Source organism: Methylobacterium sp. E-066 (assembly GCF_022829635.1).
Lineage (GTDB): Bacteria > Pseudomonadota > Alphaproteobacteria > Rhizobiales > Beijerinckiaceae > Methylobacterium.
Window position 1 is genome coordinate 54484 of record NZ_JAKSYO010000118.1, and the last position, 23200, is coordinate 77683.

A 23200-nucleotide genomic window follows, 5' to 3' on the forward strand; every position below is an offset into this window, starting at 1 on the left:
GCTGGCAGTTTCGCACATCGCCGGATGTGGCTCGGGTCCCCTCTCCCGTGCGGGAGAGGGACAGGGTGAGGGACCCGGTCTTTCCGGAAAGGGCGTATCCCTCACCCCAACCCTCTCCCGCACGGGAGAGGGAGCCTGTCGAGTATGACAGAAGACGATGTGAGAACATCGTCGCCTGCAGAGGGGAGCGGGAGAGACGCGTGCCCCCGCCCCTCACAACGCAGCCGCGGCCTCCGGATCGAGCCAGCGCCAATCCATCCCCATCTGGTGGCGGAACCAGGTGAACTGACGCTTGGCGTAGGCCCTCGTATCGGCTTGGCCGCGGGCGATCGCCTCTTCCAGCGAAAGCGTCCCGTCGAGATGGGCGATCAGGCCCGGCACGCCGTGGGCGCGCATCACCGGCAGCATCGGATCGAGATTCCGCGCGCGCAGGCGAAAGACCTCGTCCAGGGCGCCTTCGGCAATCATCGTGTGGAATCGGGCGTCGATGCGGGCGCGCAGCAGCGTGCGGTCGGGCGCCAGGAAGAGTTTTTGGAGGTTTTTACCGGCCAGCGGTCCCGGCACGGGATCGCCGTAAAAACTCGCGATCGGCCGGCCGGTCGCCAGAAAAATCTCCAGGGCGCGCATCACCCGCATGCGGTCGCTCGGGCGCAGGCGGGCGGCGCCCTCGGGATCGTGCCTGGCGAGGTCGGCGTGCAGCGCTTCGGTCGGGCGGCCCTCGGCCTCGTCCCGCACCTGCGCGCGGACCGCGTCCGGCACCGGCGGCAATTCCGAAAACCCCTGCTCCAGGGCCCGGACATACAGGCCGGTGCCGCCGACGAAGACGGGCAGCCGGCCGTCGAGATCCGCCAGGAGGGCGGTGGCGTCCCGGGAGAAATAGCCTACGGAATAGTTCACCGCCCCGTCGACATGGCCGTAGAGCCGGTGAGGCACCCGCGCCTCCTCGTCGGGGTCGGGCCGGGCGGTGAGGCGGCGCAGGTCGCGGTAGACCTGCATGGAATCGGTGTTGATCACCACGCCGCCGTGGCGCAGCGCCAGCCGGGCGGCGAGCGCCGACTTGCCCGAGGCGGTGGGCCCTGCGATGAGGATCGCCGCCGGGCGCCCCCCGGTCTCTTCCCGGTCTGGCAAGGCGAAACTCCACGATGCTGGTCGCGGTCCTGATAGCAAACCCGGCTCGGCCGTCCATCACCGACGCGGTGCTGGCTGAGGCGCGCGCGGTGCTGCGGACGGAGCACCCGCCCCGGATCCTGCACGGAGAGGTCGCCGCCGAGGTGCTGGTGCCGGGCGATGCCGCCGACGTGGGCGCTCTCACGGAACGGCTGCGGAGCGCGCTCTCGGGCGAGCCGATCGACCTCGCCGTACTGCCGGCCGATTCGCACCGGCGCAAGCGCCTGTTCCTGGCCGACATGGATTCGACCATGATCGAGCAGGAATGCATCGACGAGCTCGCCGGGACGCTGGGCCTCAAAGACCATGTCGCGGCGATCACCGAGCGGGCGATGCGCGGCGAGATCGCGTTCGAGCCGGCGCTCCGCGAGCGCGTGGCGCTCCTCAAGAATATTCCCGTTACGGCGGTCGATGGACTGATCGCCGATCAGCTCAGCCTCACCCCGGGCGGCCCGACGCTGGTGCGGACGATGCGGGCGCACGGGGTCCGGACCTGCCTGGTCTCGGGGGGCTTCACCCTGTTCACCGGCCCGATCGCCGGGATGATCGGGTTCGAGGAGCACCGGGCCAACGTGCTCGGCGTCGCGGACGGACGGCTCACCGGCACCGTGGAAGACCCGATCGTCGGCAAGGCGGAGAAGCGCGCGACGCTGATCGAGCTGCGCGACGCCCTCGGGCTCGGCCCCGCCGAGACCCTGGCGGTCGGCGACGGCGCCAACGACCTCGACATGCTGGCGGAAGCCGGCCTCGGCGTCGCCTTCCGGGCCAAGCCCGCGGTCGCGGCGGCCGCCCGGGTCCGGATCGAGCACGGCGACCTCACCGCGCTGCTGTACTTGCAGGGCTATGCGGCGGCGGAGTTCGTGGCGTGAGGGGTCAGCGAAGGGCCAGGGCGAAGACCACGAGCGCGTACAGGTAGACGAGGGTCTGAAGGCCGATTGCGCCGACGATCCAGTACCGGACGTCTATGTCGGCGGAGGTGCCGGTTGTTCTGATCCGCTCGATACCGTCCCTGACAAAGGGGCTCTGGGTTTCGATGCGCGTCCTGGCCGCGAGCCGCGGCGCGTCGATATCGGCGCGGGTCTGGATCTTCACGGCTCCGAAATCGCCGCGAACGGCCTGGATCTCAGCCTGAACGTCGCGGATGTCAGCCTTCGTCGCAAGGGTTCCGTCAAAGACATCGACCAGCGCATCCGCCAAGCCCTCGGCCTGCTCGGGTGACAGCTTCGCCTTCTCGCGCAGGGCGCGGGCGAATTTCAGGGTGTCGAAGGCGACGGCCGTCATGGGGTTCGAGAGCGTCCGAGCCGCATCGACTCGCGACGCCAGTGTGCTGCACGGATCCGCCGCGTCAATGTACCCTCCCCACCCACTGTCGAGCCGCTTCGCGGCGCGTTCCGTGCTGGGTCCCGGATCAGGTTCCGCTTCGCTCCACCTGTCTGGGAAAAGAGGCAGGGTAGGATGGATCGCCACGCCCTTTCCCGGGCGCATGGAGCGTCAGCGGAATGCGACCCGGGACCCAGCTGAAAGACGTGCCGCGCAGCGGCTCTCCCTGAGCCACCTAGCCTCGACCCAAAAATGAAGGCCGCCGCATCCTTTCGGAGCGACGGCCCTCGGCTTCTCGATGTGGAACCGGCTCAGTCGAGCCCGATCGCCACGAAGCGCACGTCGCCGGTGGCGCTCGCCACCAGCAGAAGGACCGACTTGCGCCCTTCCTTCTTCAGGGCCTCGACCCGCTTGGTCACCTCGGCCGGCGTGTTCACCGCCTCCTGGCCGACCTCGACGATCACCTCACCGGGCTGGATGCGCTTGTCGGCGGCGGTCGAGTTCGGGTCGACCCGGGTGACGACCACGCCCTTCACGGTGTCCTTGATCCCGAACTTCTTGCGCAGCTCGTCGGTGATGCCGGAGAGGTTAAGACCCAGCGCCTGACGGGTCGCACTCTCGGGCTCGGGCTGGCGCAGGTTGGCGAGCTGCGGCTTGTCGGTATCCTCGAGCCGGCCCAGCGTGACCGGCTTGGTCAGCTCCTCGCCCTTGCGAACCACGACCACGTCGACCTTCTGGCCGACGGGGGTCGAGGCGACGATCCGGGGCAGGTCGCCCGACGCCTTCACAGGGGCGCCGTTGAACTTCACGATCACGTCGCCGACATCGATCCCGGCGGTCTTGGCCGGGCCCTTCTCGTCGACGCCGGCCACCAGGGCGCCGCGCGCGCCGCCCTTGAGGTTGAGCGCCTCCGCGGTGGCGTCGTCGACGTTCTGGATGCGCACGCCGAGCCAGCCGCGGCGGACCTCGCCGAAGTCGCGCAGCTGGTCGATCACCGGCTTGGCCGTGTCCGAGGGCACCGCGAAGCCGATGCCCACCGAGCCGCCGGTGGGCGACAGGATCGCTGTGTTGATGCCGATCACCTCGCCGTCCATGTTGAACAGCGGGCCGCCGGAATTGCCCTTGTTGATGGCCGCATCCGTCTGGATGTAGTTGTCGTAGGGTCCGGACTCGATGTTCCGACCGCGCGCCGAGACGATGCCGGCCGAGACCGAGCCGCCGAGGCCAAACGGGTTGCCGATGGCGATCACCCAATCGCCCGGGCGCATCGTCTCGGAATTTCCGAACGGAACCGCTTTCAGGGGGCGCTCGGCGGTGGGCTTCACCCGCAGCACCGCCAGGTCGATCTTCGAATCCTTGCCGATGATCTCGGCCTTCAGCTTGGTGCCGTCGTGCAGGATCACCTGGATGTCGTTGGCGTCGCCGATGACGTGGTTGTTGGTCACCACGATCCCGGAGGCGTCGATGATGAAGCCGGAGCCCAGGGAGTTCGACTTGCGCTGCTGGCGCGGCGTGTCGTTGTCGCCGCGCTCCCCGCCATTGCCGCCCTTGCCGCCGCGGCGGTTGAAGAACTCCTCGAACAGGTCCTCGAAGGGCGTGCCCGGGGGCAGCTGCGGCCCGGCGCGGCTGCTGCGCGCCTCGACCGTGGTGGAGGCGGAGATGTTCACCACCGCGTCGGTGACCTGATCGGCGAGGTCGGCGAGGGAGGCCGGGCCCTTGGCGAAGGCCGGGACCGGCAGGGCCGCGGTCGCGAAGGAGGCGCCGACCAGGATCGCCGCCATGAACGCGCGGGCTCGGGAACGGGGCTGCGCCTGCGCGCAGCCGAAGGACGCCCGGGGGGCGCTCGCGACGGGGTGCATGGTCGACCTCTTCAAGAACGCGGTTCCGGTTTCGCGGGCCGCCGACCTGGATCGGCCGCCCGCGGATGGTCCTGCATCGTAGTCCGCTGGCGCCGGGGCGCCAGCGGTCAGCGCGTCGCGCCGGTGGAGGCGGTCGGGTCCGCGGGCCCGCGGGGGGGGCGCGGCGCCGAGGCCGTCGCCCGGCCCTGCGGGTCGCTGAAGTAGCGGAAGAAGTCCGAGCTTGGGCTGATCACCAGCCGCGTGTCGGAGCCCTTCAGCCCGGTCTCGTAGGCCTGCATCGAGCGGTAGAAGCTGAAGAAGTCCGGGTCCTTGCCGAACGCCTCGGCGAGGATCCGGTTCTTGTCGGCGTCGCCCTGGCCGCGCAGCTGCTCGGATTTCTGGGTCGCCTCGGCGAGGATCACGGTGACCTCGCGGTCGGCCTTGGCGCGGATCGTGGCGGCGCTCTGGTCGCCGTTGGCGCGGATGTCGGCGGCCTCACGCTCGCGCTCGGTCTTCATCCGCTTGTAGACGGCGGCCGAGTTCTGCGCCGGCAGGTCGACCCGGGTCATGCGCAGATCGACGATCTCGATGCCCAGCGCCTTGGCCTGCCGGTTCACGTCCTCCTGGATCTGGTGCATCAGCTGGCCGCGGTCGGTCTTGACGATGGCGTCGCGGGTCGAGCGGGCGAGCACGTTGCGCAGGCCGGAATTGGTGAAGCTGGCGAGCCGCTGGTTGGCGAGCCCGATATTGCCCACCGCCTGGTAGAAGCGCAGCGGATCGAGGATGCGGTAGCGCGCGAAGGCGTCCACTTCCAGGTTCTGCCGGTCGGCGGTGAGCACCGTCTGCACCGGCAGGTCGAGATCGAGCACGCGCTTGTCGAAGATCACGACGTTCTCGACGAACGGCACCTTGAAGTAGAGGCCGGGCTTCTCCTCGCCGGTGGCGTTGAGCACGGCGCGGACGCGGCCGAATTGCAGGACGAGGGCCTGCTGCATCTGGCCGACGGTGAAGATCGAGGCGTAGAGCCCGATCGCGACGATCGCGGCGACCGCGATCAGGCCGGTGCGGAGAGCCTGTTTCATCGGGCGGCTCCCGTCGCGGTCGGGGACGGGGCGCGGGCGCCGAACTCGGTGAGCGGCAGCACCGGCAGGACACCGGCGGCGGTGCCCGAGCCCGGCTGCGCGCCGTTCTGGTCGATGATCACCTTGTTCACGGAGCCCAGGACCTTCTCCATCGTCTCCAGGAAGAGCCGCTCGCGGCTGATGGCCGGGGCGGCCTTGTAGGAGGCGTAGACCTCACTGAAGCGCGCGGCCTGGCCGGTGGCGTCGGCCGTCGCCTTCGTCCGGTAGGCCTCGGCCTGCTGGAAGATCTGCGACGCCCGGCCCCTGGCCTGCGGCACTTCGCGGCTGGCGTAGGTCTTGGCCTCGTTCTGCGCCGTGTCGGCGTCCTGCTGGGCGGCGTTCACGTCGATGAAGGCCGGCCGGACTTCCGGCGGCGGGTTGACCGAGACGAGCTGCACCACCTCGATGCGCACGCCGGCGCCGTACTCGTCCAGCGCCTTCTGGACCATCTCCTTGACCTCCTGGGCGATGCTCGACTGCTCGTTGGTGAGGATCGCCTGGATGTTGCGGCGGCCGATCACCTCGCGCATCGCGCTCTCGGAGATCGCCTTGATGGTGCCTTCCGGATTCTGGAGGTTGAACACGAAGTCGGAGGCCTTGAGCGGGTTGATCCGCCACTGCACCTCGAAGTCGAGATCGACGATGTTCTCGTCGCCGGTGAGGATCAGGCTCTCGTCCGGTACGTCGCGGTTGCGGCCCTGGGCGCCGGGACCGGAGCGGAACCCGATCTGGATGGAGTTCTGCGAGCCGACATCCGGCTTGACCACGCCGCCGATCGGATAGGGGAAGTTGTAGCGCAGGCCCTCGCCCTTGGTGCCGACGTAGCGGCCGAAGATCGTCTCGATGCCGACCTGGCGCGGGTAGACGGTGTAGAAGCCGGTGGCGAGCCAGACCGCGACCGCGAGCGCCCCGATCACCGCGGCGCTCCGGCCACCGCCGATGCCGCTGGGGCCACCGCCGCCATAGCCGCCGCCGGTGTTGCCGCCGCCCGGGATCAGACCGCGCAGGCGGTCCTGCCCGCGCCGGAGCAGGTCCTCAAGGTTGGGCGGGGTCTTGCCGCCGCCGCCATTACCCCATGGGCCGCCGCCGTTGCCGCCGGGCCGACCCCACGGGCCGCCGCCGCCACCGCCGCTCTGATTGCTCCAAAGCATCCTAGCCGTCGTCTCCTGCCTGCCCGCGCCCGGTCCGCACGCGAAACGTGCTCCCCGGACTGCGTCTCCCTGCCTGAACGGCCACGCTCGCCCGCCTAGTCCCGCCTGAATTGAACCGCTCGCGTCGCGAACAGGCTCGTTTGGCGGCTAAACACCTGCGTGGGCGTCTCTTCTCGCGAGGCTTGGGACCCCATGAGAACGCATACCCGACAGGCACCTGCGGGTGTGCGCCCCATGCTGTCAAGGCTGGCAGGTGGGCACGCACAGGCCGGAACACAACCGCGGCGGCGCGCCTCAGCGGATGCGTACCCAATCGACGAACGCGAAGGCGTGCTCATCGCGCGGGCCGGCCGGGTGCGCCTCGCGGAACGTCTCCCGGAACGCGGCGCGGTCGAAGGCGGGAAAGCGCACGTCGCCCTCGGGCTCGGCCTCGACCTCGGTAAGGTGGAGCCGGTCGGCATGCGTCAGGGCCAGCGCGTAGATCTCCGCCCCGCCCACGACCATCAACTCCGGCCCGGCTGCGGCCGCCAGGGCGGCGTCCCAATCGTGGACGGTCTCGGCGCCCTCGGCGCGGAAGCCGCGGTCGCGGGTGAGCACGAGCGTGCGGCGGCCCGGCAGCGGCCGGCCGATCGAGGCCCAGGTCCGCCGGCCCATCAGCATCGGCTTGCCCATGGTCAGTGCCTTGAACCGCTTCAGGTCACTGGAGAGATGCCAGGCGAGCCCATTGTCGCGGCCGATCACGCCGTTGCGGGCCACTGCGGCGACCAGCGAGACCATCGCGCTCATACCGCCACCGGCGCCGAGATGGCCGGGTGCGGATCGTAGCCCGCGATGGTGATGTCCTCGTACCGGAAGGCGAAAAGGTCGCGGATTTCCGGGTTGAGCTCGAGCCGCGGCAGCGGGCGCGGGGCCCGGTCGAGCAGGGTCCGGGTCTGCTCCAGGTGATTGCGGTAGAGATGCGCGTCGCCGAACGTGTGCACGAAGTCGCCGACCCCGAGCCCGGTCTCCTGGGCGATCATGTGGGTCAGGAGCGCGTAGCTGGCGATGTTGAACGGCACGCCCAGGAAGGCGTCGGCCGAGCGCTGGTAGAGCTGGCAGGAGAGCCGCCCCTCGCTCACGTAGAACTGGAACAGGCAGTGGCAGGGGGCGAGCGCCATCCGGTCGAGGTCGGCCGGGTTCCAGGCAGAGACGATCAGGCGGCGGGAATCGGGATTGCGCCGGATCTCGTCGAGCAGCCACGCGATCTGATCGACGCTGCCGCCATCGGGCTTGGTCCAGGAGCGCCATTGCCGGCCGTAGACCGGGCCGAGATCGCCGTGCGCGTCGGCCCACTCGTCCCAGATCGTCACGCCGTTGGCCCGGAGGGCGGCCACGTTGGTATCGCCGGCCAGGAACCAGAGCAGCTCGTGGATGATCGAGCGCAGGTGCAGGCGCTTCGTGGTGACCAGCGGGAAGCCCGCGGCGAGATCGAAGCGCATCTGGTGGCCGAACACCGAGATCGTCCCGGTCCCGGTCCGGTCGTCCTTGGCCACGCCCTCGTCGAGGATGCGCCGCAAAAGGGTATGATAGGCGTCCATCGGATAGTCCTGCGCGTGAGAGGGGCCGCGGGCAAGCGCACGACCAGTCTATCCACCGTCATCACCGGTGACGAAGAGGCCTAAGCGTCGTCTCGCGCTCAGGTCGGCCAGAGCACGTAGGTCACCAAGGCGAGGTTCGACCAGCCGTGGAGCGCGATGCCGGGCCAGAGCCGGCCGGTGCGCCAGCGCAGCCAGCCGAGCACCAGCGCCAGGGGCAGCAGCGAGACCGGCCGGGCGAGCCCCCAGGACGAGACATGGGCGGCGGCGAAGATCACGGCGGTGACCAGCACGGCGCCGACGGGCCCCAAGGCCTCCCGGGCGCGGGCGAAGGCCTCGCCGCGCAGCAGCAGCTCCTCGGCCACGGGGGCCAGCACCGCAAGGTAGAGCAGCCAGGCCACGACCGCGCTCTGGCTCATGAACGGCGACAGCGTCACCCGCCGGCCGAAGCTCGCGCCGAACAGCTCGGCCGTGCCGGTGACCCAGGCGATGTGCAGCACCGGCCAGACCAGGAGGAGCGCCAGCAGCGCCACCGGGCGAATCCCGTTCGGGCGCTCGCGATCGAGCGCCAGGCGCCGGCGCCAGCCGGCCCGGTCGCGCCACCACGCCCCGCCAAGCACCAGGGCGGCGAGGTAGACCTGGCGCAGGGCGTCGACCGCGAAGGCGCGGTGGGCGAGGTCCACCGCGCCGAGGAACGGGCGCCGCTCGGGCGGCAGGAACGGGTCGATCCCGGCCCACAGGTCGAAGCCGACGCGGACGCTGGCGAGGGAGAGCAGGCTCGCGGCGCCGAGATACACGAGCACGAGGGCAACCAGGACGCCCAGGCGCCAGACAGCGCCCCAGATCCGGTCGCTTCGGCGTGGCCCGTCGGGCTCGGAACCGCGCGACTGCGCATTTCCGGCAACAGCCGCATCAAGAGGTTCGCCCTGAGACAGTGGCGCGACACGATCGGGCTTCAAAACCGGACCGATCCCCTCTATATCTTGAGAGCCGGTCGCGAGGCCGGCTATGGCGATAAACGGTCTTCGGAATAAACCTATCGGACCCGGGGGCGGTACCCGGCGCCTCCACCTGAGCCCAGGACCGATGGCCGCAAGGCGGTCGGAGATGGACTGGTCTCAGGCGGGGGCGAAGCTAGGATCGACGAAGGCGTAAAGGTTGATCTTTCGCTCGGCATGGTTCCGCCGTTATCGGGCCTCTGCAACAGTTGCCAACGACAACTTTGCTTCGGTGGCGGTGGCCGCGTAAGCGGTCTCCAAGATCGGTCTCAAGTCCTAGCGGTTCGCATCGTCTAGGCGGGGCATGAAGGCGCCTGGCACCAGAAGCCTTCACTCATTTCCTCGGTCCGGCCATCCGCGGCGGGGCGCCGGGCGCAGACCGGGCTAGAGCGCGACCGCAGATGGCAGACGACCTGATTCGCTACGATCTCCTGGTGCAGGACGCCCTCCGCGGCGTCGTCCGCAAGGTGCTGACCGATGCCGCCCGGGACGGGCTGATGGGCGACCATCACTTCTACGTCTCGTTCCGGACGGAGGCGCCCGGCGTGCGGATGTCGCAGGCCCTGCGCGAGAAGTACCCGCAGGACATGACCATCGTCCTGCAGCACCAGTTCTGGGACCTCAGCGTCCACGAGCACACCTTCGAGGTCGGCCTGTCCTTTTCGGGCGTGCCGGAGCGGCTGCTGGTGCCGTTCGACGCCCTGTCGGGCTTTTTCGACCCCTCCGTGCAGTTCGGCCTGAAGTTCGATCTCACCGAGGCCGGCGAAGTGCCCGAGGAGGCCAATGCCGCCCCGGCCAAGAGCGGCCCGCGCGGCGCCGGCTCGGAGCCGAGCGAGGTTCGGCCCAAGGGGGCCGGGCTCGCCACGATCGGCTCGGCCGCCCCGAAGGTGCTTCCGGCGCCGGCCGCACAGGGTGACAAACCGCCCGGCGCCAAGCCGGACGAGAAAGCCCCTCGCCCCGCCGCCAAGAAGGACGGCGAGGAGGGCAGCGCCGAGGTCGTGAGCCTGGACGCGTTCCGGAAGAAGAGCTGAGGCTCGTCGTCAGCGATAGGAGCGTCGGCGCTTGGACACACCGTCCGAGCAGCCGACCCTGTCGGCGGGCGAACGCAAGCATCGCGCGAAACGCTTCAATGAAGGCCTCAAGCTGGCCGCGACGCTGCTGAACTCGTCAGCCATCGCGACCATCGGCATTGCCGTCATCAATCCGATTGCGCAACGGCATCTCGACCTCCTCGCCGATGGCGGATGGACTTTGCTGATCGCGGCCGTCGTCCTACATAGTATGGCTCAGATCGTGATCCGATTCCTGCGCCAGGAGGATTGATCGGATGACCCAGGCCTACGCAAACCAGATCCTTGGCATTGCCCTCGGACTGTCGGCGTCGATGTTCGTCGGCGCTTGGATCGCGACGCGCCTCTACGATCGCAAGACGCGCCGGCTCGATGCGCAGCGCAGCAAATAAGCTGCTCTCGCCCACATGACAGCCGTCTCGAAACGCGCAGGCCGTCTATCGCATCGACTTTTCTTCTGAACGGTCGTCACGGGCCGAGCAGTTTGACGAAGGCGGCACCGGCCCCAAAGAACGCGGCCGCGGCGGCTATGCCGGCGAAGCCGATCGAAAGCGGGGCGAGCAGGCAATCTCGGCCGATCTTCAAGGTCTCGGTCTGAAGCTTGGATTGCTCCGCGATCAGCTTGCGTTGCTCCGCGACGAACTTTTCCGTCTCCGCGTTGGACCGCAAAACGCGGGCGACCTGCTCGGCGTAGTCGAGCGCGGGAGGCGCTGCGGTATCGGACATCGGGGAATCTCCCTCCACCCGGTCCACAAAGTGCGAAGCGGCAGGGACCTCGTCAAGCTGTTCAGCCCCGCAGCTCCGCCTCCATCCGCAAGCCGTGCTCCGGCCGGAGCGTGACCCGGTGGAGGGGCGTGACCGGCGGATGATCCGTCGGCAGCCGGAAGCGCACCGCCCGGACCACGTGAGCCAGCACGATCACCGCCTCCTGGATGGAAAAACTCTGGCCGATGCAGACCCGCGGGCCGGCGCCGAAGGGCAGGTAGGCGAAGCGCGGGATCGCGTCCCGGTTCTCGGGCAGGAAGCGCTCGGGCATGAACGCCTCCGGGTCCTCCCACAGCGTCTGATGGCGGTGGAGCACCCAGGGCGCCACCATCACCAGCGAGCCGCGCGGGATCTTGATCCGGCCCAGCCGGTCGTCCCGCGTCGCCTGCCGGCTGAGGAACGGCACCGGCGGGAACAGGCGCATCGCCTCCTCGATCACCGCCCGCGTGTAGGGCAGTTGCTCGACGGCGAAATCGCCCTCGCCCGCGGCGTCGACCTCGGCCTCGACCAGCGCCTGCGCGGAGGGATCCTGCGACAGGCAGTAGAGCGCCCAGGTCAGGGAATTGGCCGTGGTCTCGTGCCCGGCCGCGATGAAGGTGACGATGTTGGCCTTCACGGCGAGGTCCGAGAGCCCGTTGCCGGTCTCGGGATCCTGCGCGGCGAGCAGCAGGGTCAGCAGGTCGCGCGGCGCCTCGCCCCGCTCCATCGCCGCCTTGCGCCGGGCGATGAGTTCGTCGACCACTTCGGCGAAGAAGCGTCCGGCCGGCCGCGCTCGCAGGCGGCCGATGCGCGGCACGAAATCGGGCACGCCGAAGACGTCGAGCGGGTCGATCGGCCCCACCGCCTCGAGAAACCGGGTGATGGCGCGGCCCAGCGCGTCGGGATCGCCGGGCAGGCCCTGGGTAAAAATCGTCCGCTCTAGCACGTCGAGGGTGACGCGGGTCATCTCCAGGGCGACATCGACGGGCTTGCCGCCCCGGCGGGCGAGGCGGCGCCCGAGCTTGGCCCCGGCCGCGTTCATCGCGTCGGAAAAACCCTGGACGGTGCGGGCGTTGAAGATCGGCGCGAGGGTCCGGCGCTGGAGCCGCCACTCGTCGCCCTCGGCGCTGAGCAGGCCGTTGCCCAGGCCCGGCGCCAGCACCCGGCGCTGCAGGTCGTCCTTGCGGTAACCCTCGACGTTCTCGACCAGGAGATAGCGAATCAGCGCCGGGTCGCTGACCACGGTGATCCGGCCCATGGCGCCCTCGGCGGCCACCACCGGCTCCTTGAAGTGCACGTCCATCCAGGTGGTGATCGGGTTCTTCCGGGCGGCCCGGAGGAAGTCGAACAGGCCCAGAGGCTCGCGCAGCGGGCGCGGCACCGGAGGGCGAAACCGGGTCGCGGGCTCGGGCAGATCGATCGTCGCGCTCATCGGCTCCTTATCCGGCGGGAACAGAGCCCCGCTCTTGTCCGGCGCCGGGGAAAAACCGGCATCGCGATTCACCGGCGCCTCATTTAAGTAGGCACCGCACTGCACCAAACGTAGAGGCCACGATGTCGCCCACCGAGACCGGAACCGCCACCCGCACCGAGTCCGATACCTTCGGGCCGATCGAGGTCCCGGCCCACCGGTATTGGGGGGCGCAGACCCAGCGGTCGCTCCAGAACTTCAAGATCGGCACCGAGCGCATGCCGGCCCCGCTGGTCCACGCGCTGGGCCTGGTGAAGCAGGCCGCCGCCCTGGTGAACAAGGATCTCGGCGCGCTGGAGCCCAAGCTCGCCGATGCCATCGCGGCTGCCGCCGCCGAGGTCGTGGCCGGGAAGTACGACGAGGAATTCCCCCTGGTGGTCTGGCAGACCGGCTCCGGCACGCAGTCGAACATGAACGCCAACGAGGTGATCGCCAGCCTCGCCAACGAGGCGCTGGGTGGCAAGCGCGGCGGCAAGACGCCGATCCACCCGAATGACCACGTCAACCGCGGCCAGTCCTCCAACGACACCTTCCCGACCGCGATGCACATCGCCGTGGCCCGGGAGATCAGCGAGCGGCTGATGCCGGCGCTGACCCATCTGCACACGGCGCTCGACGCCAAGGCCAAGGCGTTCGAATCGATCGTCAAGATCGGCCGGACCCACCTGCAGGACGCGACTCCGGTCTCGCTCGGTCAGGAATTCTCCGGCTACGCCGCCCAGGTGGCGCTCGGCGGCTCGCGCGTCGCCGCGACGCTGCCCGGCGTGCTGGCGCTCGCCCAGGGCGGCACCGCGGTCGGCACCGGCCTCAACGCGCATCCCGAATTCGCGGACAAGTTCGCCGCCAAGGTCGCGGAGTTGACCGGGCTGGAATTCACCAGTGCCGCCAACAAGTTCGAGGCGCTCGCCACCCACGACGCGCTGGTGTTCACGCAGGGCGCGCTCTCGGCGCTCGCCGCCGGCCTGTTCAAGATCGCCCAGGACATCCGCCTGCTCGGCTCCGGCCCGCGCTCGGGCCTCGGCGAGCTGTCGCTGCCGGAGAACGAGCCCGGCTCCTCGATCATGCCCGGCAAGGTCAACCCGACCCAGTGCGAGGCGCTGACCATGGTCTGCACCCAGGTGGTCGGCAACGGCACCACGGTGAGCTTCGCCGGCTCGCAGGGCAATTTCGAGCTGAACGTGTTCAAGCCGGTGATCGCCAACGCGGTGCTGCAATCGATCCGGTTGCTCGCCGACGCCACGGTGAGCTTCACCGACAATTGTGTGGTCGGCATCAAGGCCAACGAGGACAAGATCGCCGACCTGATGAGCCGCTCGCTCATGCTGGTGACCGCGCTCGCCCCCTCGATCGGCTACGACAAGGCCGCCGAGATCGCCAAGACGGCGCACAAGAACGGCACCACCCTCAAGGAGGAGGCGCTGCGCCTCGGCTACGTCACCGAGGCGGAGTTCGAGCGCGTGGTCCGGCCGGAGACGATGCTGGCCCCCAGCGCCGATTGATTTGCGCGCAAGTCCCGGATTCACAAGGTCCGGGACCTTGTGCGGGTCCAGGGCGGAGCCCTGGTCTCTCGGGGGCTCCGCCCCCAACCGTGAGCCGGGAGGCGATCCGTGGCCGAGATCATCAACCTGCGCCAGGTCCGCAAGGCCAAGGCCCGCGCGGCCGAGGATGCCAAGGCCGAGGAGAATCGGATCGCCTTCGGGCGTCCGAAGAAGGCCAAGACGCTGCAGCAGCGGCGCAAGGCCCTGGAGATCGACCGCCACGAGGGCCACCGGCTCGTGCGCGGCGAGCCGGATTCCGATTCGTCCCCATCATGACGCGCGCATCGTGAGCACGGGCGTCAGCAAGCGCTCGGTGGTGATCGCGGGCCATCGCACCAGCGTGTCCCTGGAGGATCCATTCTGGACGGCGCTCCGGGAGGTCGCGGAGGCGCGCGGCCAATCGGTCCAGGCGCTGATCGGCGCGATCGATGCCGGGCGCGGCGGCCAGAACCTGTCCTCGGCGATCCGGGTGTTCGTGCTGGACGCGGTGCGCGCCGGGCCGATCCGCGAAACGTGAGCGCCTCCGGCCTTCCCGTCTCCGACCCGTTATGGGAAGGGCGTGACAGAACCACGCAGGAGACTCGACCGAATGGCCAACCGCGAACCGCTGCTCAAGCCGATCCCGATCACCGAGCTGCGCCCGACGCAGATGACGGTGGGCTACCGGGAGGTCGCCGAGAAGCGTCGCCGCTGGCGGCAGTATGACGGCGAGAAGAAGAAGGCGTTCCTTGGGGCGCACATGATCCCGACCGTGCTCGGGCCGAAGAAGCGCCATTACGTGATCGATCACCACCATCTCGCCCGGGCACTTCAGGAAGAGGGCGTCGAGAGCGTGCTGGTCACGGTGGTGGCCGACCTGCACCACCTGGAGAAGGATGCGTTCTGGACGGTCTGCGACCACAAATCCTGGGTCTACTCTTACGATGCCGAGGGCGTGCGGCGGGATTTCAAGGACATCCCGAAGGCGATCGCCGACCTCGCCGACGACCCGTACCGCAGCCTCGCGGGCGAGCTGCGCCGGGCCGGCGGCTTCGCCAAGGACACGACGCCGTTCAGCGAGTTCCTGTGGGCGGACTTCTTACGCCGCAACGTCAAGGAGAAGCGCGTCGAGAACGACTTTTCCGACGCGCTGGAGAAGGCGATGGCGCTCGCCAAGTCCAAGGACGCTGGCTATCTGCCGGGCTGGTGCGGTCCCTCGGAGGGCTGACGGACCGACGCCGGGTCAGATCCCCCAATAGGGCGCGGCATCGTAATATCGGTGGATCTGCTCCTCCCAGGCGCCGTCCTGCGCCGGGTCGGTGCCCTCCGGGGTCCGGGCCGGGGCAGCGCGCAGCTGCTCCTCGGTGAGGTCGAGCACGTAGGCGTCCTGCCCCGGCTCGAACCGCAGCACCGACCACGGCAGCGTGTAGAAATCCTCGCCGAGCCCCAGAAAACCGCCAAAACTCATCACCGCATAGGCGACCCGGCCGGAGACCTTGTCGAGCATCAGCCGCTCGATCCGGCCGACCTTGCCGCCGTCCGGCCGGCGGACATCCGTGCCGATCACCCGATCGCTGGCGATCAGGCTGCGCGGCTGCCGCGGTGCGGGTTGAGGATTGGCCGCCATGCTCGCCTCCCGGGTCGTGCGTCGTGTTTCGCGCGCTGCCTGAAAAACGCCCCGGCGATGCCTCACGTTCCAGTCCGGGCTAGCGCCCGCCCCCTCAGACGGACGAACAGCTCCCCGCATGCCGATTCCGCGCCTCACCCCGAGCCCCGTTGCGGGCCTCGCCCTCGCCGCCCTGATCCTGTCCGCCGCGGGGGCGCAGGCCCAGGACCGCGGCAGCGTCAACCCGAAGCCGCTGCCGCCGCTCGAACACCCGGACGCGCCCTCGACCCCGGCCAAGGCCCTGTTCGGCCGGGTCACCCGCGCCTCTTCCGGGCCGGCTCACATCTACGGGTTCTACGCCAAGGGCTGCTTCGCCGGGGGCGAGGCGCTGCCGATGGACGGGCCGAACTGGCAGGTCATGCGCCCGTCCCGCAACCGGATGTGGGGCACGCCGGTCCTGATCGATTTCGTCGAGCGCCTGTCGCAGAAGGCCGCCCGGGTCGGCTGGCCGGGCCTGCTCGTCGGTGACATGGCCCAGCCCCGCGGCGGCCCGATGATCACCGGTCACGCCTCGCACCAGATCGGTATCGACGCCGATATCTGGCTGACGCCGATGCCTGATCACCGCATGAGCCGGGCGGAGCGCGAGGAGACCTCGGCCACCGACATGGTCCGGCCCGACCGGCTCGATATCGACCCGGAGGTCTGGACGCCGACCCATCTGCAATTGATCAAGCTCACCGCCGAGCAGCCGGAGGTGGAGCGCATCTTCGTCAACGCGGCGATCAAGAAGGCCCTGTGCCGGGAGGCCTCGGGCCGGAGCTGGATGTCCAAGGTGCGCCCGATGTACGGGCACAATTACCATTACCATATCCGGCTCGCCTGCCCGGCCGGCCAGGACGATTGCCAGCCCCAGGGCGCGCCCGCCGCCGGGGATGGCTGCGACGACCTGAGCTACTGGTTCTCCGACGCGGTACTGCACCCGAAGCCGCCGAAGGTGCCGCCGAAGCCGAAGCCCGCCATGACCATGGCGGCCCTGCCTTCCGCCTGCCGGGCGGTGTTGAAGGCGCCGTAGCCCGATGGAGTATCCGCGCATGCGAATCCGCAGCCTGTTGCCGACGACGCTCGTCCTGGCCGCCATCGCGGCGCCGGCCTTCGGGCAGGCGCCGGCGGAGCCGCCGGCCAACGCCCTCAAGGCGGCCAAGCTCGCCGGCCTCGCCGGTTTCGTGAACGTCCATTGCCAAACGCTCCGGACCGACGGCGACCGCTTCAAGAGCGTGGTCCAGGCGATGGGCGTCGATCCGGCCGACCTCGAGCGCGATACCCTGCTGTTGCAGGCCCGATCCTACCTCGCCGTCTACGAGAAGGATGTGCCGGCCAGCTGCACCCGGGCGGAGGAGCTGTTCGGCCGGAGCGGGAAGGTCGTACCGGGCGTATTCGTCCCGCGCTGAGCGTTCGCCGAACCGGGCGCGCCGTGCTAGGGCCAGCGGATGCCCCGCTGGCTTTTCCTCATCCTCGTCACCGCCCTAGCCCTGTCGGTCATCGGCGGGGTGCTCATCGTCCTGCGCAGCCCGAGGAGCACCCCGCAGCCCGAAGCGGGCGCCGTCACCGCGCCCGCGGCACCGGTGCCGCGTCCGGCCGGCAACCCCTAAAAAATCAGGCCGCGATCCCGGTCCCCACCGGGCAGCGCATCCTGGTGCCGCCGAAGCCGCAATAGCCCGTCGGATTCTTGGCGGGGTATTGCTGGTGGCCGCCTTCCGCAGAGAAGGTCTCCAACGGAACGATCTTGTTGGTGATGTCGGGGAAGTCGCGCGCCCGCAGGCCCCCGGCATAGGCCGTGTATATCGGGCCGGTGCGGGACGCCGCGGGCGCGGTGGTCTGCGTCGGCGCCTCGGAGATCGACGTCACCGAGCACTCCGCGCTGAACGCCGAGGTCGCGCGGCTGAAGGACGAGCTCGCCGCAGCCCAGGCCCAGCTGGCCGCCCGTCAGGGCTTCGTCAGGAACCCGATCGGCTCCCGGCTGGGCTGGCCGAGCCAGAGCAGGACCGCGCCGAGCCCCAGGCCGATCAGCGAGGCCGGGGCGAGGGTCAGCGGCAGGCCGAGCAGGTGCCAGAGCCAGGGCGCCGCCCCTTCGAGGCTGCCCTGCAGGGTGCCGGCCTTGTCCTTGAACAGGGTGGCGATCACGTCCGAGAGCGGCGTCACCCGCAAGCCATTGTTGGCGATCGAGCGGGCGCCGTCATAGACCAGCGCGACGAAGCCGCCGGCCATCAGCAGGAAGCCCAGGACGCGGGCCAGGAAACGGAACATCGCGGGGTCTTCTGAGCCATGTCTGCGCGCCCCGGGAGGCGCCCGCCCCGGGAGTATGGGGCCGGGCCGCCGGGTGCAAGCTGTTGCCGCTCCGGGCGAGCCCATGCGACAGGAACGCCCGGCGGCACGGGGCCGTCGAGGACGATCGACCTTGGACGCGCACGCCCGAAAACTCGGCCTGGTGATCTTCGATTGCGACGGCGTCCTCGTCGACAGCGAGCCCCTGAGCCTCGCCTGCCTCACCGCCGGCCTCAACCGGATCGGCGTCCCCATCGCCTTCGACACCGTCCGGTCGCGCTTCACCGGCACCTCCATGGTGTCGATCATGGATCACGTCGCGCGCGATTACGGGGTCACCGCCCCCCCGGGCTTTGTCGAGGCGGTCAAGGCCGAGACGCTGGCCCTGTTCGATGCCGAGCTGCGCGCGATGCGCGGCGTCGCGGAGGCCGTCGCGGCTTTGAGCCTGCCGGCCTGCGTCGCGTCGAGCAGCGACCCGGTGCGGCTGCGCCACTCCCTGAGCCTGACCGGGCTGCTGCCGCTGTTCGGCGAGCGCGTCTTCTCCTCGGCGCAGGTCGCCCGGGGCAAGCCCTTCCCCGACCTGTTCCTGTTCGCCGCGGAGCGCATGGGCGCTGCGCCGGAAGCCTGCCTGGTGATCGAGGACAGCGTGCCCGGCGTCACCGCGGCCAGGAGCGCCGGCATGCGGGTCGCCGGCTTCACCGGCGGCGGCCATTGGGGCCACGACCCCGCTGGGGCCGACCTCCTGCGTGCGGGCGCCGGCCGGATCTTCTCGGATTTTTCCGACCTCGCCGGCGTGATCGCCGGGGCTTGAGCCATCGCGTCTCCCGGACGGGCCGCCGGGACCGGCTTCCTGCCAAGCTGGGCGCGAAAATCGGAAGCCCGTTCCGTTGACGGGCCGGCGGCCCGGGCCCATCTTTGTCCTCGCCGAACGGGACGGACCTTCTGGCCCGCTTCCTCGGCCGCGGTGATTTGAGAAGCGTAGCTTGCGCCGCGTCATCAAACGCTAAAGCACTGCGACGGCGCCCGCGCCGCGTGGTCCTTCACTTCGGAGGACATGGATGTCGACCCGAACCGGCTCCTTTCGTCACCCGCTCCGTCATGCGCAAGCTGTGCCGATCGATCGGCGGCTCTGTCGATGCCGCGTGGGTCGCGAAGCGGTTTTCACGTGGAAACCCTGGATCCGATCCAAAGCCTGACCGGGCCGAGGCAGGATCGCCGCGAGCGCGACGCCGCCCGGCCATAGCGCGTTCGTCACATCAGGGGCCTAGAGACCGCACGATCAACGTGATCGGCGAGGCTCGAGCCGCACCGACCCTCAGAACCTATCCCCGCATTCCGGCACGGCCCTGGCGCCGGCCAAGGCAGGATTCCGTCCCATGCACAGTCTCGATGTCGCGTTTCCTCCGACAGACCGTCCCGACCCCTTCACCGAAGACCTCACGCCCGACGACGTCACGCTCTCCGACCGCACAGCGGCGGACCGGGCCGAGCCGCCCCGGGTGATCGAGATCGGCGAGGTCACCGCCGGCATCGCCGTGCCGGAGGGCCGCGGCGTGCGGTTCTTCTCGTCGTCGCGGGACTTCGACGGCCTCGACGGTACCGTGTTCCGCAATACCGAGCAGGCGGCCCGCGCCGCCCGCGAGCGGGTTGCGGCCCGAGCCCGCTCGGCTGCCCATCGCGACCCGGTCGCCGAGCTGCGCCGGCGTCGGGCCTAAAGAGCCTCTACTTGGCGCACTCGTCCCGTGTGCGCTTCATCGCCTCCGCGAACCCGGCGAGCGCATATTCGTCGCTGGTCGGGTTGCCGCGCAGCGAGGTGGTCTTGATGATGAGCTTCGGGTTGCGTGCGCTCATCTCGGAAACGACCCGGGCCTCCTCGGCGGGGTTCTGCAGCCAGGCGTTGCCGTCCTTCACGACCAGGCCGTAGCGGCCGGTGCCGAGATTGAGGCTCGGGTCGGTGGGGGCAGCCGCCGAGCCCGGCTTGATCTGCGAGGCGGCGGGCTTCGACGGGAAGCCCAGCATCACCGCCACCTCATTCTGGACGTTCTCGCCCTTGCGCACGCTCACGAACAGGTAGGCGGTGTCCCGCTTCAGGGTCTTGGGCGAGCGCGCCTGCGGCTGGGCGATCGCGTAGCAGAGCTTGGCGCGGCCATCGCCGTTCACGAACACGTTCCAGTCGCCGAAGATCGCCACCGGCGTCGCCTGCTGCATCCCCGGGGGAGTCGCGGCCTTCTTCTCGGCCCGCGGCGTCCGTTCACGGCGCGGCCGGCGACCGCGCTTGCTCGGGGCGGCGTCGGAAAAACCGTCCGGCTCCGCATCCTGGGCCTGGGCGACCGTCGCCGACAGGACCGTTCCGCCGACCATGGCCCCGACGAGGCCCGTGACGAGACCGGATGCGAGCAGGGCGAGGGCTCCGACCGAGAGCAGGCGGGGGACGCGGACCATCTTCACTTCCTGACGACGGGCGGCCCCATCTGGAGCCGGACCGGGGATCTGGAGGAGTGAAGCCCGCGCAAAAAGTCGGCAAGATGGCAGCCAAGCTCGAAGGCGGCCAACAGCGCGCAGCTGTTCAGACCGCCCGCACCTCGGCGGCCAGGGCCGCGATCACCGCCGCGGGGACTGCTGCCACGGGGTCTGGCGCCGTCACGGCGGGCACGACCGCGTTCGGCTGCGCTGGCAGCGGGCGCTTGCGGGGCGGGTCGTTATAGGGGGTGTTGTAGCCCTTGCGGACGGCCGACCAGTAGGTCTCCCGGGTCAGGCCCGAACCCGTCAGGGCCGCATCGATCATGGCCGTCGCCCGTGCCGCGAGTTCGGGCACGTCTTCCGGCTTCAGCCAACTCTCGACAGGCATCATGCGATCTCCGATCCACACAGCCGAGCTTCTAACGGACCAGACTTAGCCAGACGGTGAACGCGCAGCCCCCCCGGATGGTTGCGATGCACAAATTTCAGCTCGGCCTGTGGGCGGGTGTGGGGAACTGTGCCTGGCAGAGACCACCGACACAATTCCTGAAGCTGCAGATGGCGTGATCCGTTGCCATACGGGCCGATGCCGGCGGTGCCTCTATGGGCGATGAAGGATCACGTTGAACCCCTCCTCCGGGGTCGGCGCCACGAAATATTGGGTAAACAGCTCGAACTCCGCGTCCGTCACCGTGAAATCGTGCGTGCCCGAGGCGTTCCGCGCCCGCAGGCGCGCTTTGCAGACGTCATCGGAGACGTCGAGAGAGTGGAGCCGATGGGCGACGCCCGCTTCCTCGAACAGAGTGCGCATCCACGCCCGGCTGGCGAGGGTATTGGCGGGGAAATCCAGCACCACCGAGAGGCCGGCCCGGAGCAGGTCCACCACGTGCGGACCCATCACGCTCCGCAGGCGGGCCGAATGGCGCACATAATCGGCCAGGCCGGTCTGTGCGTCGGGATACAGCCGGGCGAGCCAGCGATCCTCGGCCACCACGATGGTGCCGGGATGGGCGCCGAGGCCGGCGGTCAGCGTCGATTTTCCGGCAGCGATCTTGCCGCATACGAGATGCAGCACCGGTTCCTGGGCAGGCATGAGCTTCGACCTTGGGACGGCGCACCGGGCGCCAGAACGTTCACGGGCGGGCAAACCCGGCCTGACGGATCAGGCCGGGTCGTTAATTCGGCTGCGCATCGCAGCGCCCGCGCGGTGAATCAACAAGGTCATGGAGGATCGATGCCAGCTTTCATCCGCCGAGGCTAGAGGCGGCCCGGAATGATGGCGGAGCGCGATGCGGAAAGATATCGAAGCCGCCCGCTGAGCGAAATGATTTGCTCTGGACGAGGGCAGACTTCTGTGCTCATCATCATAAACCGAGAGTTGAATTTGCGAAAAGCTTTAGCACAGCGTATGTATTTCTTGCCGACATCACCTGAGTCCGTCGGCGCTCGACAGTTCCGCGCGGCAGGTGGCCATGGTTGGATCTGTGAACCGGGTGGCGGCGATTGAGGGGCCTCAGCGTCCGGCCGCGCACAAGCCCGCGAGCCCGGAGATCGCGGCCGACGCGCACGGGACGGCACAAGAGGGCAAGGCCGGCGCGGAGCCGGATGAGGATGCGCGGTTGGCGCCACCGGACCGGCTGGGTTACGCCAAGCTGTCCCAGATCAGCAGCGTGCTGATCACCCTGGCCTCGGCGCGGACCAGCCAGCGGGACGTCGCAGCCTTCGCGCTCCAGGAAGCCGAGCGGAAGCTCCGGCGGCTCAAGGCCGAAGCCCTCGCGGCCGTGGTCTCCGGTGACAGGAAGGCGGCAGCGCTCATCGCCCAGGACCTGGCCAAGGTGGCCCGGGAGATTGCCGATATCGCCCGGGACTACGCCGCCGCAGGCGGTGAGCCAGGCTTCACGGCGGCCAGCCTCGCCGAGGTGACGGCGGCGATCGATATGGGTGCAGCCCCTGGACAGGACGCGGCCAGCTCGGAGACGCCACAGGCCCCATCGAGCGCGCCCGCGGACGATCCGGACGCGGTGGCAGCACAGAGTCATGCGGCGGCGGACGATCCGAGCGCGGCGTCACCGCATCCGACCACCGATGACGCTGAGCAGCCCCGATCCTTGCCGGAGGACGAGGCCTATCCCGGCACCCGGCTCCGGCAAGGATCGGGCGGTCAGGGCGACGACACCTTCGAGGCGGACGTGCGCAGGCTGCTGGACGAGGCCGCGGCGTCGAAGCGGGCGATGGAGCGGGTCCTGCACGGCCAGCCGGTCTTGCCGGACGCCACCAGTCCGGTGATCGAGACCAGATCGGCCCTCCAGACCGGCCTCGCCACGCTGGTCACCCGGCCGACCGCGCCAAGCCGCGTCCGGGCCTGATGGGCGTCGCAAGGCGAATCAGTTCGGCGGTGCCAGAGCGTTTGCCGCCGAAGCGGGTTCCTGTTCGGTGTCGGCGCGCGCATCCCATCAAGGACTTAGAGCATCATTCCGAAAGGTCGTGTCCGACTTCCGGGATGATGCACAATCGAGATCTTAGGAAACTTCAGGGTATTGTATCGTGGACAAGATCAGTGCGACGACGGCCCATTCCCCCGCGCATCACGCGTCCAGTGCGAGCCACGCGAATAAAGCCAACGCGCCCGACAAGACCAGCCGGCAGGCGACCGAGACCAAGGTCGTCGAAGCCAAACTGGACCGCGACGCGCAAACCAAAAAGGTGATCGATAGCCGGCCGTCGCAGGCGCACCTGAAATTTCAGGCCTCGCTGCGTTCGACGCAGACCTAGAAAAAGAGGCTGCAAAATCAAAGGCCCAGCGCGCCGTCTTGATTCCGGTATTCAGGACGATGCGCC

At 69.5% G+C, this 23200-nt stretch carries 31 protein-coding genes and 1 other RNA gene; 16 read left to right on the top strand and 16 right to left on the bottom strand.

Translation table 11 applies throughout. The annotated features are described in order from the left end of the window. Positions 1 to 213: 213 nt before the first annotated feature. Entirely contained in the window at positions 214 to 1128 is a 915-nt protein-coding gene (gene miaA / locus MKL20_RS17520) for a tRNA (adenosine(37)-N6)-dimethylallyltransferase MiaA (protein ID WP_244037737.1), read from the bottom strand. A gap of 14 nt (positions 1129 to 1142) precedes the next feature. On the opposite strand from miaA, the gene serB reads away from it, so the two are divergent. Continuing rightward, positions 1143 to 2036 (top strand): phosphoserine phosphatase SerB, encoded by an 894-nt coding sequence (serB, locus tag MKL20_RS17525; RefSeq protein ID WP_244037738.1) that lies wholly within the window; start codon positions 1143 to 1145, stop codon positions 2034 to 2036. A gap of 4 nt (positions 2037 to 2040) precedes the next feature. Here serB and MKL20_RS17530 read toward each other — a convergent pair whose 3' ends face one another. The 7 genes from MKL20_RS17530 to MKL20_RS17560 form a co-directional block, all read right to left on the bottom strand. Beyond that, the gene (locus MKL20_RS17530; protein ID WP_244037739.1) at positions 2041 to 2634 is read right to left on the bottom strand and encodes a hypothetical protein; all 594 of its coding nucleotides are present in this window, start codon (positions 2632 to 2634) and stop codon (positions 2041 to 2043) included. A gap of 164 nt (positions 2635 to 2798) precedes the next feature. Then, the gene (locus MKL20_RS17535) at positions 2799 to 4346 is read right to left on the bottom strand and encodes a Do family serine endopeptidase (protein ID WP_244037740.1); all 1548 of its coding nucleotides are present in this window, start codon (positions 4344 to 4346) and stop codon (positions 2799 to 2801) included. 107 nt (positions 4347 to 4453) lie between these two features. Next, complete coding sequence (hflC, locus tag MKL20_RS17540) at positions 4454 to 5407, bottom strand: protease modulator HflC (protein WP_244037741.1); 954 nt, start codon at positions 5405 to 5407, stop codon at positions 4454 to 4456. Further along, on the bottom strand, positions 5404 to 6597 hold the full coding sequence (hflK, locus tag MKL20_RS17545) for an FtsH protease activity modulator HflK (protein ID WP_243963826.1): 1194 nt from the start codon (positions 6595 to 6597) through the stop codon (positions 5404 to 5406). Before hflK ends, hflC begins: the two co-directional genes overlap by 4 nt. Positions 6598 to 6891: 294 nt before the next feature. Continuing rightward, complete coding sequence (locus MKL20_RS17550) at positions 6892 to 7383, bottom strand: dihydrofolate reductase (protein ID WP_244037742.1); 492 nt, start codon at positions 7381 to 7383, stop codon at positions 6892 to 6894. Further along, positions 7380 to 8174: a thymidylate synthase gene (locus MKL20_RS17555; protein WP_244037743.1), complete on the bottom strand. Its 795-nt coding sequence runs from the start codon at positions 8172 to 8174 to the stop codon at positions 7380 to 7382. Before MKL20_RS17555 ends, MKL20_RS17550 begins: the two co-directional genes overlap by 4 nt. 98 nt (positions 8175 to 8272) lie before the next feature. Beyond that, complete coding sequence (locus MKL20_RS17560; protein WP_279594823.1) at positions 8273 to 9130, bottom strand: CPBP family intramembrane glutamic endopeptidase; 858 nt, start codon at positions 9128 to 9130, stop codon at positions 8273 to 8275. Between MKL20_RS17560 and ssrA the strand changes: the two genes are divergently transcribed. From ssrA to MKL20_RS33000, 4 genes are all read left to right on the top strand, one after another. After that, positions 9122 to 9504: a transfer-messenger RNA gene (gene ssrA, locus MKL20_RS17565) on the top strand. The genes MKL20_RS17560 and ssrA overlap by 9 nt on opposite strands. Positions 9505 to 9570: 66 nt before the next feature. Continuing rightward, positions 9571 to 10200 (top strand): SspB family protein, encoded by a 630-nt coding sequence (locus tag MKL20_RS17570; protein WP_244037744.1) that lies wholly within the window; start codon positions 9571 to 9573, stop codon positions 10198 to 10200. 31 nt (positions 10201 to 10231) lie between these two features. Next, the gene (locus MKL20_RS17575; protein WP_244037745.1) at positions 10232 to 10492 is read left to right on the top strand and encodes a hypothetical protein; all 261 of its coding nucleotides are present in this window, start codon (positions 10232 to 10234) and stop codon (positions 10490 to 10492) included. A gap of 4 nt (positions 10493 to 10496) precedes the next feature. Beyond that, complete coding sequence (locus tag MKL20_RS33000) at positions 10497 to 10631, top strand: hypothetical protein (RefSeq protein ID WP_279594824.1); 135 nt, start codon at positions 10497 to 10499, stop codon at positions 10629 to 10631. Positions 10632 to 10707: 76 nt separating this feature from the next. Here the strand turns inward: MKL20_RS33000 and MKL20_RS17580 are convergent, their stop codons facing one another. Both MKL20_RS17580 and MKL20_RS17585 read right to left on the bottom strand, forming a co-directional pair. Beyond that, positions 10708 to 10965: a hypothetical protein gene (locus MKL20_RS17580; protein ID WP_244037746.1), complete on the bottom strand. Its 258-nt coding sequence runs from the start codon at positions 10963 to 10965 to the stop codon at positions 10708 to 10710. Between the two features lie 61 nt (positions 10966 to 11026). Beyond that, a complete protein-coding gene (locus tag MKL20_RS17585; RefSeq protein WP_244037747.1) occupies positions 11027 to 12415 on the bottom strand; it encodes a cytochrome P450 in 1389 nt (462 codons plus the stop codon). Positions 12416 to 12537: 122 nt separating this feature from the next. Here MKL20_RS17585 and fumC point away from each other — a divergent pair, with 122 nt between their 5' ends. From fumC to MKL20_RS17605, 4 genes are all read left to right on the top strand, one after another. Beyond that, positions 12538 to 13953 (top strand): class II fumarate hydratase, encoded by a 1416-nt coding sequence (gene fumC, locus MKL20_RS17590; protein ID WP_244037748.1) that lies wholly within the window; start codon positions 12538 to 12540, stop codon positions 13951 to 13953. Positions 13954 to 14061: 108 nt separating this feature from the next. Next, positions 14062 to 14268: a DUF4169 family protein gene (locus MKL20_RS17595; protein ID WP_244037749.1), complete on the top strand. Its 207-nt coding sequence runs from the start codon at positions 14062 to 14064 to the stop codon at positions 14266 to 14268. A 10-nt stretch (positions 14269 to 14278) separates the two neighbouring features. Then, positions 14279 to 14509 carry a ribbon-helix-helix domain-containing protein gene (locus MKL20_RS17600; RefSeq protein ID WP_244037750.1) on the top strand — a complete coding sequence of 77 codons (231 nt, stop codon included), beginning with the start codon at positions 14279 to 14281 and terminating at the stop codon, positions 14507 to 14509. 72 nt (positions 14510 to 14581) lie between these two features. Then, positions 14582 to 15199 carry a ParB-like protein gene (locus MKL20_RS17605; RefSeq protein ID WP_243963811.1) on the top strand — a complete coding sequence of 206 codons (618 nt, stop codon included), beginning with the start codon at positions 14582 to 14584 and terminating at the stop codon, positions 15197 to 15199. A gap of 15 nt (positions 15200 to 15214) precedes the next feature. On the opposite strand, the gene MKL20_RS17610 is transcribed toward MKL20_RS17605, so the two are convergent. After that, complete coding sequence (locus MKL20_RS17610) at positions 15215 to 15598, bottom strand: PRC-barrel domain-containing protein (protein WP_243963810.1); 384 nt, start codon at positions 15596 to 15598, stop codon at positions 15215 to 15217. Positions 15599 to 15716: 118 nt separating this feature from the next. Here MKL20_RS17610 and mepA point away from each other — a divergent pair, with 118 nt between their 5' ends. Genes mepA through MKL20_RS17625 form a run of 3 tightly spaced genes read left to right on the top strand, consistent with a single transcriptional unit; the run spans position 15717 to position 17229 of the window. After that, positions 15717 to 16652 carry a penicillin-insensitive murein endopeptidase gene (gene mepA / locus MKL20_RS17615; RefSeq protein ID WP_244037751.1) on the top strand — a complete coding sequence of 312 codons (936 nt, stop codon included), beginning with the start codon at positions 15717 to 15719 and terminating at the stop codon, positions 16650 to 16652. Between the two features lie 19 nt (positions 16653 to 16671). Beyond that, positions 16672 to 17028 carry a hypothetical protein gene (locus tag MKL20_RS17620; RefSeq protein ID WP_244037752.1) on the top strand — a complete coding sequence of 119 codons (357 nt, stop codon included), beginning with the start codon at positions 16672 to 16674 and terminating at the stop codon, positions 17026 to 17028. Positions 17029 to 17067: 39 nt separating this feature from the next. Beyond that, positions 17068 to 17229 carry a hypothetical protein gene (locus tag MKL20_RS17625; RefSeq protein ID WP_243946053.1) on the top strand — a complete coding sequence of 54 codons (162 nt, stop codon included), beginning with the start codon at positions 17068 to 17070 and terminating at the stop codon, positions 17227 to 17229. 4 nt (positions 17230 to 17233) lie between these two features. Here the strand turns inward: MKL20_RS17625 and MKL20_RS17630 are convergent, their stop codons facing one another. Together MKL20_RS17630 and MKL20_RS17635 are read right to left on the bottom strand one after the other, a co-directional pair. After that, positions 17234 to 17485 carry a hypothetical protein gene (locus MKL20_RS17630; protein WP_409568163.1) on the bottom strand — a complete coding sequence of 84 codons (252 nt, stop codon included), beginning with the start codon at positions 17483 to 17485 and terminating at the stop codon, positions 17234 to 17236. Between the two features lie 78 nt (positions 17486 to 17563). Continuing rightward, complete coding sequence (locus tag MKL20_RS17635; RefSeq protein ID WP_244037753.1) at positions 17564 to 17884, bottom strand: PetM family of cytochrome b6f complex subunit 7; 321 nt, start codon at positions 17882 to 17884, stop codon at positions 17564 to 17566. 151 nt (positions 17885 to 18035) lie between these two features. Here MKL20_RS17635 and MKL20_RS17640 point away from each other — a divergent pair, with 151 nt between their 5' ends. Beyond that, a complete protein-coding gene (locus MKL20_RS17640; protein WP_244037754.1) occupies positions 18036 to 18713 on the top strand; it encodes an HAD family hydrolase in 678 nt (225 codons plus the stop codon). A 565-nt stretch (positions 18714 to 19278) separates the two neighbouring features. After that, entirely contained in the window at positions 19279 to 19617 is a 339-nt protein-coding gene (locus MKL20_RS17645) for a hypothetical protein (RefSeq protein WP_244037755.1), read from the top strand. Positions 19618 to 19624: 7 nt separating this feature from the next. Here the strand turns inward: MKL20_RS17645 and MKL20_RS17650 are convergent, their stop codons facing one another. The 3 genes from MKL20_RS17650 to MKL20_RS17660 all read right to left on the bottom strand — a co-directional run bounded on the left by MKL20_RS17650 (position 19625) and on the right by MKL20_RS17660 (position 21455). Next, on the bottom strand, positions 19625 to 20344 hold the full coding sequence (locus tag MKL20_RS17650) for an invasion associated locus b family protein (protein WP_244037756.1): 720 nt from the start codon (positions 20342 to 20344) through the stop codon (positions 19625 to 19627). 124 nt (positions 20345 to 20468) lie between these two features. Further along, on the bottom strand, positions 20469 to 20753 hold the full coding sequence (locus tag MKL20_RS17655; RefSeq protein WP_244037757.1) for a hypothetical protein: 285 nt from the start codon (positions 20751 to 20753) through the stop codon (positions 20469 to 20471). A 210-nt stretch (positions 20754 to 20963) separates the two neighbouring features. After that, positions 20964 to 21455 carry an AAA family ATPase gene (locus tag MKL20_RS17660; protein WP_243963797.1) on the bottom strand — a complete coding sequence of 164 codons (492 nt, stop codon included), beginning with the start codon at positions 21453 to 21455 and terminating at the stop codon, positions 20964 to 20966. A 379-nt stretch (positions 21456 to 21834) separates the two neighbouring features. Between MKL20_RS17660 and MKL20_RS17665 the strand changes: the two genes are divergently transcribed. After that, positions 21835 to 22728, top strand: coding sequence for a hypothetical protein (locus tag MKL20_RS17665; RefSeq protein WP_244037758.1), 894 nt, complete (start codon positions 21835 to 21837; stop codon positions 22726 to 22728). Between the two features lie 178 nt (positions 22729 to 22906). Beyond that, a complete protein-coding gene (locus MKL20_RS17670; RefSeq protein WP_244037759.1) occupies positions 22907 to 23134 on the top strand; it encodes a hypothetical protein in 228 nt (75 codons plus the stop codon). The last annotated feature ends 66 nt before the right edge of the window (positions 23135 to 23200 follow it).